Annotated in this window: 15 protein-coding genes and 2 pseudogenes; 8 read left to right on the plus strand and 9 right to left on the minus strand. The window is 35.5% G+C overall.

Annotation, left to right across the window (positions count from 1 at the left end; all coding sequences use genetic code 11):
- Positions 1–428 precede the first annotated feature (428 nt).
- Positions 429–1,499 (plus strand): DUF3900 domain-containing protein, encoded by a 1,071-nt coding sequence (locus FNK51_RS18120; protein WP_141994207.1) that lies wholly within the window; start codon positions 429–431, stop codon positions 1,497–1,499.
- 405 nt (positions 1,500–1,904) lie between these two features.
- On the opposite strand, the gene FNK51_RS18125 is transcribed toward FNK51_RS18120, so the two are convergent.
- Positions 1,905–2,783, minus strand: a complete 879-nt coding sequence (locus FNK51_RS18125; protein WP_141994208.1) for an acyltransferase — start codon at positions 2,781–2,783, stop codon at positions 1,905–1,907.
- Between the two features lie 505 nt (positions 2,784–3,288).
- Here FNK51_RS18125 and FNK51_RS18130 point away from each other — a divergent pair.
- The 3 genes from FNK51_RS18130 to FNK51_RS18140 all read left to right on the plus strand — a co-directional run bounded on the left by FNK51_RS18130 (position 3,289) and on the right by FNK51_RS18140 (position 5,984).
- Complete coding sequence (locus tag FNK51_RS18130; protein WP_141994209.1) at positions 3,289–4,152, plus strand: hypothetical protein; 864 nt, start codon at positions 3,289–3,291, stop codon at positions 4,150–4,152.
- Positions 4,153–4,639: 487 nt separating this feature from the next.
- Entirely contained in the window at positions 4,640–5,392 is a 753-nt protein-coding gene (locus FNK51_RS18135) for an alpha/beta fold hydrolase (RefSeq protein WP_141994210.1), read from the plus strand.
- Between the two features lie 7 nt (positions 5,393–5,399).
- On the plus strand, positions 5,400–5,984 hold the full coding sequence (locus FNK51_RS18140) for a TetR/AcrR family transcriptional regulator (protein ID WP_141994211.1): 585 nt from the start codon (positions 5,400–5,402) through the stop codon (positions 5,982–5,984).
- 333 nt (positions 5,985–6,317) lie between these two features.
- On the opposite strand, the gene FNK51_RS18145 is transcribed toward FNK51_RS18140, so the two are convergent.
- The 5 genes from FNK51_RS18145 to FNK51_RS18160 all read right to left on the minus strand — a co-directional run bounded on the left by FNK51_RS18145 (position 6,318) and on the right by FNK51_RS18160 (position 9,893).
- Entirely contained in the window at positions 6,318–7,922 is a 1,605-nt protein-coding gene (locus FNK51_RS18145) for a phosphodiester glycosidase family protein (protein ID WP_141994212.1), read from the minus strand.
- Between the two features lie 713 nt (positions 7,923–8,635).
- Positions 8,636–8,689, minus strand: coding sequence for a hypothetical protein (locus FNK51_RS27565; protein ID WP_353617923.1), 54 nt, complete (start codon positions 8,687–8,689; stop codon positions 8,636–8,638).
- Positions 8,690–9,027: 338 nt separating this feature from the next.
- Entirely contained in the window at positions 9,028–9,360 is a 333-nt protein-coding gene (locus tag FNK51_RS18155) for a M15 family metallopeptidase (RefSeq protein ID WP_286178762.1), read from the minus strand.
- A gap of 21 nt (positions 9,361–9,381) precedes the next feature.
- Positions 9,382–9,510, minus strand: a complete 129-nt coding sequence (locus FNK51_RS27285; protein ID WP_286177114.1) for a hypothetical protein — start codon at positions 9,508–9,510, stop codon at positions 9,382–9,384.
- A 167-nt stretch (positions 9,511–9,677) separates the two neighbouring features.
- Entirely contained in the window at positions 9,678–9,893 is a 216-nt protein-coding gene (locus FNK51_RS18160; protein ID WP_141994213.1) for a hypothetical protein, read from the minus strand.
- A gap of 545 nt (positions 9,894–10,438) precedes the next feature.
- Here FNK51_RS18160 and FNK51_RS18165 point away from each other — a divergent pair.
- The 3 genes from FNK51_RS18165 to FNK51_RS18175 are packed head-to-tail and all read left to right on the plus strand — an operon-like array spanning position 10,439 to position 11,499.
- The gene (locus FNK51_RS18165; RefSeq protein ID WP_098372194.1) at positions 10,439–10,804 is read left to right on the plus strand and encodes a DUF2089 domain-containing protein; all 366 of its coding nucleotides are present in this window, start codon (positions 10,439–10,441) and stop codon (positions 10,802–10,804) included.
- A gap of 13 nt (positions 10,805–10,817) precedes the next feature.
- Positions 10,818–11,207, plus strand: a complete 390-nt coding sequence (locus FNK51_RS18170; protein WP_098372193.1) for an SHOCT-like domain-containing protein — start codon at positions 10,818–10,820, stop codon at positions 11,205–11,207.
- A 10-nt stretch (positions 11,208–11,217) separates the two neighbouring features.
- Positions 11,218–11,499, plus strand: a complete 282-nt coding sequence (locus FNK51_RS18175) for a hypothetical protein (RefSeq protein WP_098372192.1) — start codon at positions 11,218–11,220, stop codon at positions 11,497–11,499.
- Positions 11,500–12,700: 1,201 nt separating this feature from the next.
- On the opposite strand, the gene FNK51_RS27570 is transcribed toward FNK51_RS18175, so the two are convergent.
- From FNK51_RS27570 to FNK51_RS18185, 3 genes and pseudogenes are all read right to left on the minus strand, one after another.
- The gene (locus FNK51_RS27570; RefSeq protein ID WP_353617924.1) at positions 12,701–12,784 is read right to left on the minus strand and encodes a helix-turn-helix domain-containing protein; all 84 of its coding nucleotides are present in this window, start codon (positions 12,782–12,784) and stop codon (positions 12,701–12,703) included.
- Positions 12,756–12,818, minus strand: a pseudogene (locus FNK51_RS27575) (hypothetical protein); the annotation flags it as partial. The gene FNK51_RS27570 and the pseudogene FNK51_RS27575, both read right to left, overlap by 29 nt.
- 63 nt (positions 12,819–12,881) lie before the next feature.
- Positions 12,882–13,455 (minus strand): annotated as a pseudogene (locus tag FNK51_RS18185) (thiolase family protein); the annotation flags it as partial.
- A 749-nt stretch (positions 13,456–14,204) separates the two neighbouring features.
- On the opposite strand from FNK51_RS18185, the gene FNK51_RS18190 reads away from it, so the two are divergent.
- Positions 14,205–15,119, plus strand: a complete 915-nt coding sequence (locus FNK51_RS18190) for an iron-hydroxamate ABC transporter substrate-binding protein (protein ID WP_141994214.1) — start codon at positions 14,205–14,207, stop codon at positions 15,117–15,119.
- Positions 15,120–15,700: the final 581 nt, after the last annotated feature.

Below are 15,700 nucleotides of genomic sequence, written 5' to 3' on the forward strand. Positions count from 1 at the left end.
CAAATTTCCGCAATTCCTGAATTATCTGACTTTCAAATTACACGTATTACCCTTTCCTTCGTCAATGATTTATTATTTTAAAATTCTGTTTTTTGGATTTTCTTTGGAATGTATGCTTTATTATTCAACAGAATTATCCATCATTAACAATGAATGATTAAATAATCATTATTTTAATATTTATAAAAGTAAGATGTTGGAGTATTCCCTGTATTCCTATAAACTGTTCTTGTAAAAGTTCTTATATATTTAATTTTATAGAGAATCATTATTTATTTTTCCCTATGTATTATTATGAAATAATTCATCAATATTATTCTGATCTTTCGTGCACCAATCGTTTGACGGAATCAAAGTACATCACTATACTTATTAAGTCTTAAAAAAAGTACGGGAATTATGCTTAATAATTGAAGAAGGTGACATTCATGGATTTTACGATTACCTATCTGTCTTTTTATTTAATCCAAGTCGAAGGAAAAGGCGATCAGGCAGATAAGCGTTTTAAACATTTCCAAACTCTTGATACCCAAGAATACGAGGAAAGTCCTCTAAAGGATTTTTTGGATGGGGAATTGATGAAGATTTCCAAGCGAAAAGTGGACCGTCATCCAAAAACTGAACAAATACCGACGAAAATCGGTTCTTTCATTGTAGAAGAAGGCCATGCACTTGATTCCAACCCTAATTACAATGTATTTAACCGTGTTCGATATGCCAAAACGAAAGCAGAATTCCAAGAGGAAAATGAACAATTCACGCGGTCCTATATTGATACAAGTGCAGTCCGTGGCGGTGTCTTCATAATTGCATCGGCTAAATTATCGAAATATCTTGATGAACCATTCGTTTTCTTATTAAAATGTGATTTCGAGCCGAAAGTCGCTTCCATTTCGGATGAACGGACCTTGATTAGGCACGTTGAAATGGCAATCACCACTAAAAATATGAAATCCATTCAATACCCATACATGCCCGAAGAAGGAATGGTTGAAGAAGGCGAACTGAAAATCCACCAGGCTTCACATGCCCGCTACTTCGAGGACTTCTTGAAATTCGTCGAATATGGCGAATCGATGCCGGAAATCATGAAAAACCAGGTCATCCACATGGTCCATGAACATGTATCCGCACAATTCGAAGAAAACAGTGACGAACTGCACAAATTCGAACAAGACCTGGAAATCTGGGAAACAAGCGATAAACGGGAAATCCAAGAACGTCTTGAAACCCACCAGGTCGTAGAGGCCACTGCCCAGATTGTCGAGCATACACCTGAAGCCGAACTGCGCATGAAGCTTGGCAGTACATCTATCAAAGGACTACTAGCCGATTTTGGCGACAGCATCCATTTAGGGAAGATTAATGGGAAGTATGTATTAATGATAGAATCCGATACGATAGAGTTCGATAAAGGCGTTTCGCCGATTGAATTCCATAGGCCGGATGATTTGATGGAGATTGTGGAGCGGATTAATAGGAAAAGTATTGGGGAGTAAACAAGGAATGGTGATGATTTGTGCTCATTGTTGTGATCATTAAAACTGTGCCATATAAGGGTATTTGATCGTTTGTGTGATCAAAATTATGATCAATTTATGCTCTAAAACATGTTAATAATGGTTTCCTTTAATTAAGTAACTAATAATTAATCAAAAAAGACAGTGAGCTTATCTTTGCTTCTGTCTTTTCGTTTATAACTAAACAATTAGTTATTCAGTTGTTCCTTCTTCCGTTGTTCCCATTGCTAATTCTCTTTGGAGAATTAGCAATGGGAACAAACCTAAAAAAGACATTAAGAAACCCCTTTAATGCATTTTAAAAAACTTACAATTATTCCTGTATCCATCATTCTTAGCTACCATTTGGAATTTTCTAATTTTAATCTGGAATAATTCATTCATTTACTTCTTAATTCCTTTGCGAAAGATTCGATCGAGAAATGTTTTCTTTTTCTCAGGAGGCACAGGAAGAAAGAAACGATTCTTACTTGTTACATCAAGATAAGGCGTTAATATGTCAGTCTTCTCCTCTACAGAAGTGGCGATATTAAGCTGTTCTTCAATTTTCGCGAAATGTTTTGATGTTGAGCCTTTTGACGTATAGACAAAACGCCCATCTGGGAAATTTTGTGATTCTGCTGTTTCATTTTCAGTATATGCATGGACAGACGGACGTGCCCAAAAAACATTTTTCCGCACCACTCGTGCAGGACTTCCTGCAGCTGCTACATTTGATGGGAGCGATTTTGCCACGAGTGACTTGGCACCTAAAATTGAACCTGTACCAACTTCTACTCCTTTTAGTATCATGACGTCCTGCCCAATCCAAATGTGGTCACCTAAGTACACACTCTTTGTTGGGTTAATCCGTTTTCGAGTTGTTCCATCGTAGATCAAATGTGGATCAGCCAAACGAACGACTACACCACTTGAAAACATATTATCATCACCGATGAATAGATTCTTTTGCTCAGAGAGAATAAATCTCGCTGCTCCATTAAATGAATAGTTGCGACCTAGGAAAAATGTATTGTCATTCCAAACATTGACTCTCATCGTTGCATTACGTTTGGATTTCCCAATGATTATGAGCGAGTTGTTGCCATTAAAACTTAGCGTCGCATCTTTAAATTCCGCTCCACGTTCAATAATTAACCGATTTCCTTCACCAAACAATTTGATTTTACTATTCACAAACGAAATCTCATCTTCGGTATTTCCTATAAAGATTATTTCATTATCCGTTTCAGGTTTCTGTAATATATTAGAAATGATTTCCATACTATTCGTACCCTCTTTTTCAAAGTGTTGAAAACGTGTTCATTATACATCATTTTTCGCTCAACACAAAGAAAACCTGGGGAGATGTAAAGCTGAAGCCTCCCGATTTACGAAAAAAGGGTAATGGTAAATGAATTATGGTTTATAAATCAAAATGGACAATTGCTGGTAGATAGTCGTGAATTTGTAGAAATGTTTGGGAAAAGTCATGACCATTTAATTAGAGATATTATATGATACGTAAAGGTTTTAGAGGAGTCCGTCAGCAACTAACCCTTTCGCTTATGATAAGCTGTCACAGCTCCTTTGTTTCCACACCTAAATATCTATCATCAGCTTCGATTTTTAACGGACGCTGAATACACCCTACATCTTTTCCTTTTAATCCAATTTTTATTTCACAGAATAGCATTCATTTATCTACGTTCCACACACTAAATTTATAGTCCCTTTTTGGAAAATAATTATTTTTTTTGATATTATACTAATAATAGAGGTGATGCATATGGTAAAAAGAGCATATAGCTTAGAATTAAAAGAAAATATATCAGCAGAAACAGCTCATAAAAATTCACTATCTGGAATTTTGAAAAATAATAGAGCATTCGTATGCTCTGATAAAGAATGTAATATTAAGTTAACCTGTACTAAATGGTCGGACAAAAGTGCTAAAAGAATTTTCTTTACCCCTAGTTCAAAAAATGACCTACATATAGCTGGCTGTAACGAATCTGGAGAAGATGAAGAAAAACACCGCTCTAAATTCGAAAAAGAGAATGCTAAAACTACTATAGCAAAAAATGGTGTTATCGTTTTAAAGAAAATCTCAGAACAAAAAACAGTTAAACAAGAATCAAAATATATTAAAGATGCAATTACAATCCCAACAATTTCAAATAAATCAAGTAATGATTTTAATAGAGTGAAGCCCGAAGGTAGTTATATAACATCTATCTTGTCATTAATTGATATGTATAAGGATACAGATTTAAATAACAAAAATAAAATTTTAAAAATCTCTTCAACAGAAAATTTAACTCTAGAAGAATTCTTCTTCAATATTGATACAACCTCACCTATTCCTACTAATAAGACTAGAATTTACTATGGTAAAGTTAAAGTTTCAACTTTTAAAGAAACGGGATTAAAGATTAGCTTTATTAATTCACATATTTCACAACCATTATTTACTAATAAAAAACGAATGTTTGATAAATATTACGGGAAATACGCTAAAGAACATGTAGATAAAGATGCAGAAATTTATGTTTTCTTTCGAGGATATTTAAACGAAAAAAATAAATGGTGTTCATTTAACAATGAGTTTTATAAAGACCTATATTTTTCGAAAACTAATATTTTATATTAAAATCAATATGAAATCCCCTAAAGAATAGTAGTTTATGTTCTTGAAGGGATTTTATTCAGCTGTAGTTTTCACAGGTTCTTTAGACTTATTAGTGGCTTTACTAACAACTTATTTAGAAAAGCCAGATTCCGCTGCAACATTTATGAGCAGTTATGTGATCAATTTTATACCTTAAAATACTATTAATATCCTTAAATCTAGCTACTAACTTATGTTAGTAGTCGTCCTATAGTAACCCTGATCAGTCCTTAAACGCTCTATAATAATGTTAAAATTCGTGGAAGGATTGAAACATTGAGGCAGAAAAATTTAAATTTATGTAGAGATCACGATGCTCTCCCCCTCCCTGCTAGTTAAATACTATGGCTTTTTCTTTTAGTATTGCGTCATTATGCGATTGGAAATTAAATTGCATTATACATTGACTAAACGTTCATTCAATAATAAAATAATACTGAAAATTCAGTAAAAAAACGGAGGGGTTGCATTGGATTTACATTTTCAGATTACTGGCAGTGGTCATCCTGTTGTTCTTATTCATGGTGGTGGTGCTGATTTGAGGCAATGGACATTTTTGGCTTCTCTTTTATCTAAGGATTACAAAGTTATTGCTTTTGATGGCCGTGGTGCTGGTAAATCGCCATCCCCTATAAAACATGCAAACTATGTTGACGATGTATTGGCATTAATGGATTACCTGGAACTTAATCAGGCAACACTTATAGGCCATTCCATGGGCGGACAGATTGCAACTGATTTCGCTCTTAATTACCCTGAAAGAGTATCGAAACTTATATTAATTGCTCCTTCTTTAACAGGTTTTCCCTATTCAAAGGAGTTTGAACAATATCATCACAAGATATTGGAAAGTGCCCCCAATATAGATAAGATGTTGGATCTTGCCCTTCATTCACCAACTTATCAAGTTGTTATCGATAGTCCGCACAAAGATCTCACTGTTCAAATGCTCAGGCATCATTTTGGGCGCATGCTTAAGTGGCCCGCGGATTTCTGCATGAAATGGCCTCAGCCGACTGCAATGGAAAGATTAGAAGGATTGAACCCCGAAACTTTATTTTTTATTGGCAAAAAGGACTTGGCAGACAATTTTCGAGTTGCCGATTGTTTCCGTAAGGTTCCAAACATCCGTTTCATCGAATTAGAGGATGCCGATCATATGCTGCCCCTCACCCATTCTGAAGTTTTATATCAAGAATTCACTGCCTTTATGGAGGATTGAAGTTAAAATGCCACGTACACCCGAAGAGAATGACCGTATTCGCCAAGCATCCAAAGAAAAAATTCGTGCTGCAGCCATGGAGTTATTTATGAAACAAGGATATTACGCTACTTCTATAAGCGATATAGCCAAGAAGGCGGGTATTTCTAAAGGGTTACTCTATAACTATTACAAAGGAAAAGAAGAACTGCTTTCTGAAATGGTCGAGGCCAGAATCAGGGAAGTGGTTGAAGTCATGGAAGAAGCGTTCACCTTAAATACACCTCGTGAACAGCTTGAACATATAGTCAATGGTGCCATTGAAAATATCCACAAAAAACCGGAAGTCCATCGCTTCTATCTCCACCTGCAAACACAGCCAGAGGCTGATGAAGAGTTGATAAAATACAGTCTTCTCATAACTGAAGCAAATGCTAGACAATTTGAGTTTCAATGTAAAATATTTGAAAGCATAGGAGAAAAGGAACCAAGGAAACGATCATTATATTTTTCATCTGTGCTACAGGGTATTATGCTGATGATTTCCACCTATCAACAAGGGTTTCCAGTAGAAGAAATAAAAAACCAGATTATAAGGGAGTTTTGTAACTAGTATACCGTTTGAAAGATCATATCTTGAATAATGTAAAAATAATGAACTTTCACAATCGGGGGCTAAAATGGAGTAAAAGATTTCGTCAATTGAAAACAATCCCATGATTAACCTTTTATTATGCCACAAGTTCAAACAATAAATAGCTTAATTCTTTGTGATCTTGGTCGGATGATCCCATTATTATTAAAAAATCTCTTCAGAAAAAAATCTGAAGAGGATTTTTAGTTTATTCGTGACGGCCGGTTTGAACTAAAACTAATATCACTACTTAAAGGTATCTTCTAAATATATGGAAGAAGTTACTCTTTATCTCCTTTACATGTTCATCTATTATTTTACTATCAATATTCCGTCGGCAATCGGGCGTTCACCTGTTGCGTCAGACGGTCTTGTGACTCGGTCAGCCCCAACTGTCATGGTCGTCGATCCGCCGCCGTCAAGATTGATGGCATCTACGGCTCCTAATGACTTCATGACTTTTGCACTTTCTTCAAAATTTGCCCCCACACTCCATCCGGGTGCGCGTCCATCGATGGTGACAAATAATAGATTGCCATTCTCTTTTATTCCTGCAAGCGTTCTAGGATTACGACGTTCCCCAAAACGATAATAAAACCCAGGATCTTCTTCCCAGTGAAAGCCTTCCTCTACGGCATTAATGGAAATTTTTCCGTTTTCCAATAATCGAGGACCTCCGTTAATCATGCTAGTGGTTTGGTCTAATTTTAATAGCTTTCCATCCCCGATGATTTCACTCTTCACCTGAATCTTCATCCCTTGTTGGGCATGGCCACGAAGCCATTCTGCCGCTTCCCCCGTTCCCGCAAGAACAGAACCGCTGCTTGGAATTATTCCCCCGCGATGGTTACGAATTTCCATCACTTCCCCAGCATGATTTACTACCACTTCCACACCATCGCCCGATTCTGTCTTTTCTCCAAATACGGATGTATATTGGATAAGCTCACTTTCATCTATACAAGTATAATCATGTTTTGCCCGTTCTGTTGTCGTATCTCCTCCAACACCGCCACAATTGCGGATTAATCCCGGCTTACGATTTAATCCATCCACTTCCCTAACCGCACCATCAGATGAAGTAGCCTGAATTGACGTGGAAACAGATGCAATGTTTGCCTTCTCTTCAACAGAAGATAAAATCAGAGCTGAACGGCCATTTATCGCTTCACTGACAAGTTGACCTTTGCTGGCGAATATACCGGCAAGATCGCCTGGTGTACCATCCTTGGCTCCAACAACAAAGTATCCCGCATTAACTCCTGCAATGGCATCATTTCTGTCAGTCATTTGGGTCAATGTTTCTTTTCCTATCACTGCATCATTTGCTAATTCAGGCACCACATGCCCTTGAAATCGATCCTGATCTACTTCAATTACGTTCACTACCCATGGCCCTGTTGTTTTCTCTCCGTCTTCACCCGTAAACACAGTCCGTAGACCCGAATATCCCTTTTCCGATAACTTGTTTCTCATTTCGGCTGCATCCGCTTCCTGCTGATATTGGCCGATGCGAACAATGTATCCAAGTGGACCTTTTTCCCGGTCATCCAAGGCCCGATCCGGTTCCCTTATAATGCGAGCATTTTTGAAACCGTCTCTCTTTAAATTTCCCAACAATACCTTTGCCTGCTTCTGTGTTTCTAGAAATGCCACATCCACTGTGAAATAGTCTTTAGAAGATGTTTCACCACGATTGATTTTTGTATACGTCACTCCTGGTGCTGGATTCATAGAAGTTCTTCGCTCATGCAAAGTAGACGTTCCCAGCGGAAGCACATGATTTTTCATTTGCACTTGTGAGTGAACATTCAATTCTGCTTGAACTGGAGTTTCTGGAATCGCATTTACAATCATCAATGACGCTAGACTAATAGAGGCGATAGGCAAAATTTGCTTTTTCCATATTTTTTTCATATTTTTCCTCCAATAAAGTTATGTCCTCCTTTAACTTTATTGTCTAAATGTGATGGAAAATTAAAAAGACTATTATATTTCAGTCAATTTTAAGTGAACAAAAATGAGTATAAATGCTCGATAAATATTACAATTCATAATTGTGAAAGGACAACTTTTAAATATGTTTCCTTTGTACTCAGTAGATCAACTTTACTTTTAACAAAGCCTTAACCTTGCCTTGCTACCTAATCAGTGGATATTATAAGATATCGAGTGGGATTATCACTTTGGAGGTAAATAAATGGAGAAAGTAAAAAAGAATTTGTTATTAATACCAACCATTTTGTCGGTTATCAATGTTATCTGCCTTGCTTCATTCATCATAGGACTTAGTATTATGAACTACTCAATTTCAAGGATCTTAACAGATCTTGGCTTGCTATGCCCAATTATCGCAACCTTATCATTCTTCTATTTAGTGATTAAAGTGAAGGGTATAAATCATTCCGCATTAAAGTACTTCCATATCGTAAATGCGGTTACATTTCTTGTCCCAGTATGTATTCTTACTTTTCTTATACTACGTTTCTTGAACGATTGGGATATTTACTTTTAAAAAAACTGCTAATATAAAAATCATTTTTTATTCATACAAAAAAAGCCTTCATTTTTAGGGTTTTTTTTCTAAGCCAATTGAATTTAAGCATTATAGTTTTATTCAATTTCATATATTATCCAAATAGTTTTGCAAAGGTATTTTCACCTGCAATTCCGTCTGCAGGTATTCCCTTGGCCCTTTGAAATGCCCTTAACCGCTATTTCCGTTCCGCTTCCCAAGATACCATCTATGCCATGTGGATTTTGCCCTTCCAAATAAAGTGCATTTTGAAGGATATAGGTGATATTCCCTTTCGCCCCTTCCCTAACATTAGGTGATGCCGCTTTTGTTTGGTGTCCCCATATCCCATCAACATCTATTTTTGCATTATAGCGGCTATTTAATGTCTTTTGGATGGACTTGATAGTCTGATTGCCGCTGTCCTTTGCAGGCGTATCTTTTACAATGAATTCCGATTCGACTTATGTTGCTGGTGGAGTGGTACCATTCACTTTTGATATCAGTCTAGGTTTTGTTCCCGCTTTTCACTGAGAATAAGTTAGTCCGCCCGTCATATCCAAATTGCGGATAATCTTTAAAGCTTGACCAATCCCCGCCCCATGCAAAGCCCCAGGATTTACAAATAGCCGCTACTCGTTTCCATTTTGCATCAACAGTCCATATGGCATTCTTTCCATCATCGCTGGTTATGAAGTAATCAATGGCTAGTCCATAGTTATGGTAAGATTGACCTAGCATCGCGTTGGTCACTCTCGGTTTCGATAAATCACTATAGTTTTTTCCATCGTAGATATAACCTAGGCGACCTTGATGATATAGCTTTGCTTGCTCCTCCATAGACCGATAACCTGCGCTGATTTAGACAAAAATGCCTTCTTCGTATGCCCGTTTAACCATTTCCAATGCTGATTCTTTTACGACTGGGTGAATTCCGCTGCCCATATTCTTTTCCGAACGATTCAATAAAGCTTCTAATTTAACTGTCAATTTTATCACCTCCTAATATGTTATGGTACTTATTAGGAAATACTTGTACACCTACCTTGACGTTATAAAAAAAACGCCCTTTTATGTGGACCTAGTATAGGTTCATCATCCATACAATTCTTGTAAAATAACAAAAGCACAACCCTTAATGGGACTGTGCTTTTATTTTATAATGGCTTATTTTGATTTTCTTTATCTTTATCTTTGCTAATAACTTTTATCAATTCATCCAGCTTTTCATTTCTTTCTTGATCTAATCTTGTCTTTGCATTGATGAATTTTATTATTTTAATTATGAAATAAACACTTAAAACAATAAGTCCCAGATAAAACAAAATCGGTATGATTGCAAAAAGCCCTATTAAACTGCTGGCGTGGTCCATAAATAATTCCTCCTGAATGTAAAATATAGTATTATTATACAGGAAAAACAGGCTAAGAAGACCCCGTTCTAAATTTAGGACGGGGTTAAAATATAGTCGTTTAATTTTCGATATAAGATACTTCACTGTACTTAAAAATATGACAATAAAGTCGTTTAAAAATCTAAGTTTAGCACCCTATTCTGGAATAACTAAAATATAGACTAAGTAATTTTCAAGTTCTAAATCACAAAATAATACATCAATGCTACGACTGCTGAATCATCCTCAGGTGGAATATTAATATCAAATATCCAGGGATTATTATTCAGCATCTCATAGTCTAAGTAATCTTGCTCATTATGTATTTTCACCAAGACGAATGTCTACAATTTCCACCACTATGGTAAATATAATATTTGAATGAATAACGAAAACAGATAATCAATAATATTAAATAATAAATTAATATTATTGATTTTTTTTATTAAAAATTTAAATTTTATTATTTATCTTTTCAATCCCTTGTTATATAATCGAATCAAATAAAAGAAAGGAATTTCATTATGGCATATAAAGTAATCACAAATTGTCCTGTCTGCAGTGAAACATTGAAAATTACAAAGTTGCAGTGCTCTCATTGTCACACTACGATTGAAAATGAGTTTGAATTATCTAAGCTGGCATCCTTATCAAAGGATCAGCTTCATTTTGTGGAAGTATTTTTAACATGCAGAGGAAATATCAAAGAAGTTGAAAAGGAACTGGGGATTTCGTATCCAACGGTTCGAGGCAAGCTAACAGACATCATTTCATCCCTTGGATATGTGCAGAAGAAGAAAAATGAAATAGACGAGAAAAAAGTTGTCACCATGTTGGAAAATGGCGAAATCACACCAGAAGAAGCTATTAAGCTCTTAAAAGAGGATTAAGGAGGAATTTATCATGAAAGAGGAAATTACAAGAGTGTTAACAATGGTTCAAGAAGGGAAGATTGATGCAGATAAGGGATCAGAACTGATTCAAGTATTAAAAGAGAAAGAAGAATCAGGTAATAAGCTCTTTGAAAAACCGACTAAATATTTAGATAAAACATTAAAAATTCGTGTTGTATCAGCCGAAAATGATAACGTCACGGTCAATTTGCCTATAAAACTCGTCAAGGTCGTATTAATGGCTGGACACAGCATCGCAGCTAGTATTCCTCAATCGGAAAAATACGTTAAAGATATAAACATAAACCTTATTATTGAAGCAATCGAAAACGAATTAGATGGCCAAATTGTTGATATTAAATCGGCAAACGGGGATACCGTTTCGGTCATCATTGATTAGTGATTTGCTTATGATGCATGTAAAAGTGAAAGCAAAAGACGTTCGGTTTTCCATCCCAATTCCATATGCTATTTTAAACATTGTTATTTCAATTTTGTCTTCAAAATTTATTCAGCAAAATGCAAACAAATGGACAAAAGAGCACTTTGAAAGAAAAAAACTGGACTTTACCTTTCCACTAATAGACAAAAAAACGCTAAAGCCTATCGTCAAGGAACTGAAAAATTATAAAGGGATCGTGCTAGTAGATGTCAAAGCTAAGGACGGCACTGAGGTTAAGGTTAGACTATAATTTAATATAGAATACACCTTGATTTAAATACCCTTCCATTTAAAGAGGATTGATGTGAATAATGCACTTAAACAAACGTGTGCTTTAGTGGAATAAGGACATAAATCAAACTTATAAAAATCTCATACTTAGCTAAAAAGAGTAACTCCATTTTGAATCAATCCTTTTTCAAAATGGGGTTTTACATTTGCTATTAAATAAAGCTTAAAACACTTTTTTTAATCGATCTTTATTTTAAATCTACAAAATTGGGCATATTTAATTTATAGTGCAAAATATCTCCTAAAGTGACAGCTTCAGTTCCAAAAATCATCCAGCCTCCAGCACACTTCGCCAATCCTCAGCTTTCGATTAATTTTCATTCGTATTGTTCCATATTTTCAACCTCCAATGATTAAGCAGGTATATCCGTAAGAAAGACTGGCTTATAAACATTCAGCCATCACGGTTGAGTGTTTTTCATCTTTATATTTGCACTAATGCATCCTAATCTACAACTGCATGTCCAAATAAAAAAGGCAGCCACTAGGACTGCCTCTGTTGAACAACTTTTTACAGTTGCTTCATTCTTTTAATGATTACGGCGTTTGTTTTTTTTGCATTTACATTTACAACGCTTTCCGGGAAACCATACTGTACTGGGATCATTGTCCTCAAAACATTTTTCCTCATAACAACAATTTATCTCCATCCTAACACCCTCCTTACTATTGTATATGCTTGGACTGGTGGAAGGTGTGGACAAGTTGCTAAAAGTTTAGAAGTGAATGCAAATACTGACACCGGTTATTACCGTTTGTTTTTATTTTGGTCTCATGAGTTGAAACCGATGACGTGATGTTTAGTATTAATAGTAAAAAACTTGCAAACACGATTAAAAGTCCTTTTTTTAACTTTTTAAATGCATTTCTTCCTTTCTATACTTCCAGAAGGTCATCTATATATGCCCCCTTATTTAATAGTCCATAATATAATTATGTAAACAACTATAAGTGATAAATAGAATTTTACACAAATTCCATCAAAAAAAAGTTTTAACTCCGTACAAGTAACCCTCATTTTGGCTAATAAGGGTTACTTTATCCGAAAGTGAAAATACAGGAAACTGTAATGCAAGGACTACATAGATTAAACATTAGAAGTTTTATCCGAAAAATCATATAAATTTCATTTTAAAAATTGAGATATATTTTAATTAGAATCACTGTTCAGTTTCATTTAATTTTCTCCATAAAGTACTTCTGCTTATACCCAATAATTTTCGCTGCATCTTTTTTATTTCCATTTGTCTTTTGCAAGGCTCCTTTAATAGTATTAATCTCAACTTATCTAATTATGATACGCTCCAATCAAATGATCTTATACACATATTTCTTTATGTTTTATTCAATGTAATTTTCTACAATAATTGAGATGCCTTGTCCTCCTCCAATACAAAGAGTGACCAATCCGTACTTTTCTCCTCTTCTTTCCATTTCATGAAGTAGTTTAGTCATCAGAATCGCACCAGTTGCTCCTAGCGGATGACCAAGAGCAATCGCTCCTCCATTGACATTGACCCTTTCCAGATCCATGTTGAGTTCTTTGATCATAGCTAAAGCTTGCGCTGCTAAGGCCTATTTCAATTCGATTAACCCTACTTGTTCCTGGGATATACCCGCTCTCGATAAAGCCTTTTTCGTCGCTTCAACAGGGCCATTTCCCATAACCTCAAGCGAGACACCTGAAACAGCTTGCGAGATAATCCTTGCTTTCGGCTTATAACCATATTTTAAGGCTGTATCTTCGGAATGACCAATACAGCAAATGCTCCATCATTTCGACCACTACTATTACCCGCAGTAACGGTTCCACCCTCTTTAAATACCGGTTTTAGAGCACTAACTTTTCTTTGTTAGTTGATCGTGGTTGCTCATCTTGATCAAAAATCCGTACTCTGTTACGAAACTTGATTTCATGGTTGAAATTTTGAAACGCGGGATTCGAAGTAGCGATTCTAAGAAAATTAATTAGAGGGTATGTCCTTGATGAACAGCAAGATAGTCATAGTGATGATCTCTATCAAATAGCAGTTCGTTTTTGAGAAAGTTAGATTTTGCTAAAAAGGCTCACGGTTTAGCAAAAATTCAACAAATCCGGCCTTATTGAAATTTTCCCCCTCGACTTAGTGGATAAGTACAAGTAAGGTAGTGCCTTTTATAAACAGTACCTCGGTATTGCACATTGATAGCCCCAAGCGAACCCGTATGTCGAGATTTGGAGGGCAGCGACGTTACTTTAAAGACATTTTTTATGGCTGAACACTTAAAACTCTCAACGACTTCTTTTAAAAATCCTATAAATTGATCCACTTCCTCACTAGTGCCTTATTGAAAATGGTTCTGATCTATCTAAAAATCCCTAACCTTACCTTGGCTCTCCTCCTTCGCCACATTTAGAGCAAATACCGATTCATAGTTTTTTTCCTTCTTTACTTATTTACCAGTACCCCTTGTCCTCCATGTAGTGCCAGCCTCAAACATGTTTCTACAAGTAAGGGTGACAGTTTAGTTCACAGAGTTTAGCAATCTGGCGAAAGTTATTGACAATGATTATCATTCCTATTAACATGTTGATGTAGTCATTGAAAATGAATATCATTATTAATTAGATACTTTTTTGATATGTTTTTAACCTACACTATAATTAGTAAGGAGAAAATCAGAATGAAAAAGCTATTCATACCCTTCCTGCTCTTGTTTGTACTTATTCTTAGTGCTTGCGGGAACAAAGAGACAGCGAACGAAAATAATGCATCCAAGGCTAAAAAAGAAACAGTTACATATCAATCAGAAACAGGTCCTGTTGAGATTCCTAAAAACCCAAAAAGAATAATTGCTCTCTCAAATGGACCTAATGTATTGGCTTTAGAAGGTAATGTCGTCGGGATAGATCAATGGACTAATATGAATCCCCTTTTTAAAGATAGACTAAAGGGAGTGGAAGTCGTATCAGAAGATAACCTGGAGAAAATCATTGAACTGGAACCGGACCTTATCATAGCAGGATCCGAGATGAAAAATATTGCAAAGCTAAATGAAATTGCTCCAACTGTAGTATTCACTTGGGGGAAATTAGATTATTTATCACAGCAAATAGAAATCGGAAAACTCTTAAATAAAGAAAAGGAAGCAAAAGAATGGGTTAATGATTTCAAAACGCGTGCAGCATCCGCAGGAAAAGAGATACGTGCAAAAATTGGTGAAGATGCAACCGTTTCTGTGATTGAAAATGATGCTAAAGAGTTTTATGTATTCGGAAATAATTATGCACGCGGAACAGAAATATTGTATCAAGCAATGGATTTGAAAATGCCTGAAAAAGTAAAAGAAAAAGCACTTAAATCCGGCATTTATGTCCTTTCATCAGAAGTGCTTCCTGAATATACTGGAGATTATATAATCTTTAGTAAAAACCCGGATGTGGTTAATTCATTTGTGGAAACCGATACGTGGAAAAATATACCTGCAGTTAAGAACGATCGTATATTTGAAATAAATAGTAAAGCATCCACATACAGTGACCCAATCACTCTAGAGCATCTTCTGAAATTTTTCGAAAAATCATTTCTTAACAAATAGTATGTCAAAGAAGGAATTCTTTAATTAAGAATTCCTTCTTTCTTTTCTTTTTTTAAAAAAGAGGATAACGTACTTTCCATGGCTTGCAGCTTTATTTTTTAACATTCCTAAACGTCCATTCGTTCCTTCTCAACAAAGGATTCTTGATAGACCGTACTTGACCGCTAGTCTCTTTCTTTTCGATAAAGCGTTACCGTTTTATAAACATTTGATTATGAGTTCTTACGATGAATTCACCCATTTAATAATCTATCGGAAATTTTAGCCATAAAAAGAATGAAGTAAACCATTACTCGTGTTTTGTCCAAGTTCAAATTTCCCCTCTGATAGTTGCTTAAGAAAAGAGCATCAATAATGAAAACTTTGAAAATAAGTCACCAAAAACCTTTCGGCACCCAGGAAACACTTGATCCGATTTACTTTTAATGTCAGGTTAACCAACCACTTTCGTATACTCTCATCCCGACCTTTTGATAAATCATATTAAACGCAAAAGCACCTGTTGCCAAATAGACAATCAAGTGCTTTCTTTTTAGGTATGTTCCCTGCGTTAAAAATGTCATCTCACCTAAGTTTCGCTA

Source organism: Bacillus sp. B4EP4a, from assembly GCF_006680105.1.
Lineage (GTDB): Bacteria > Bacillota > Bacilli > Bacillales > DSM-1321 > Peribacillus > Peribacillus simplex_E.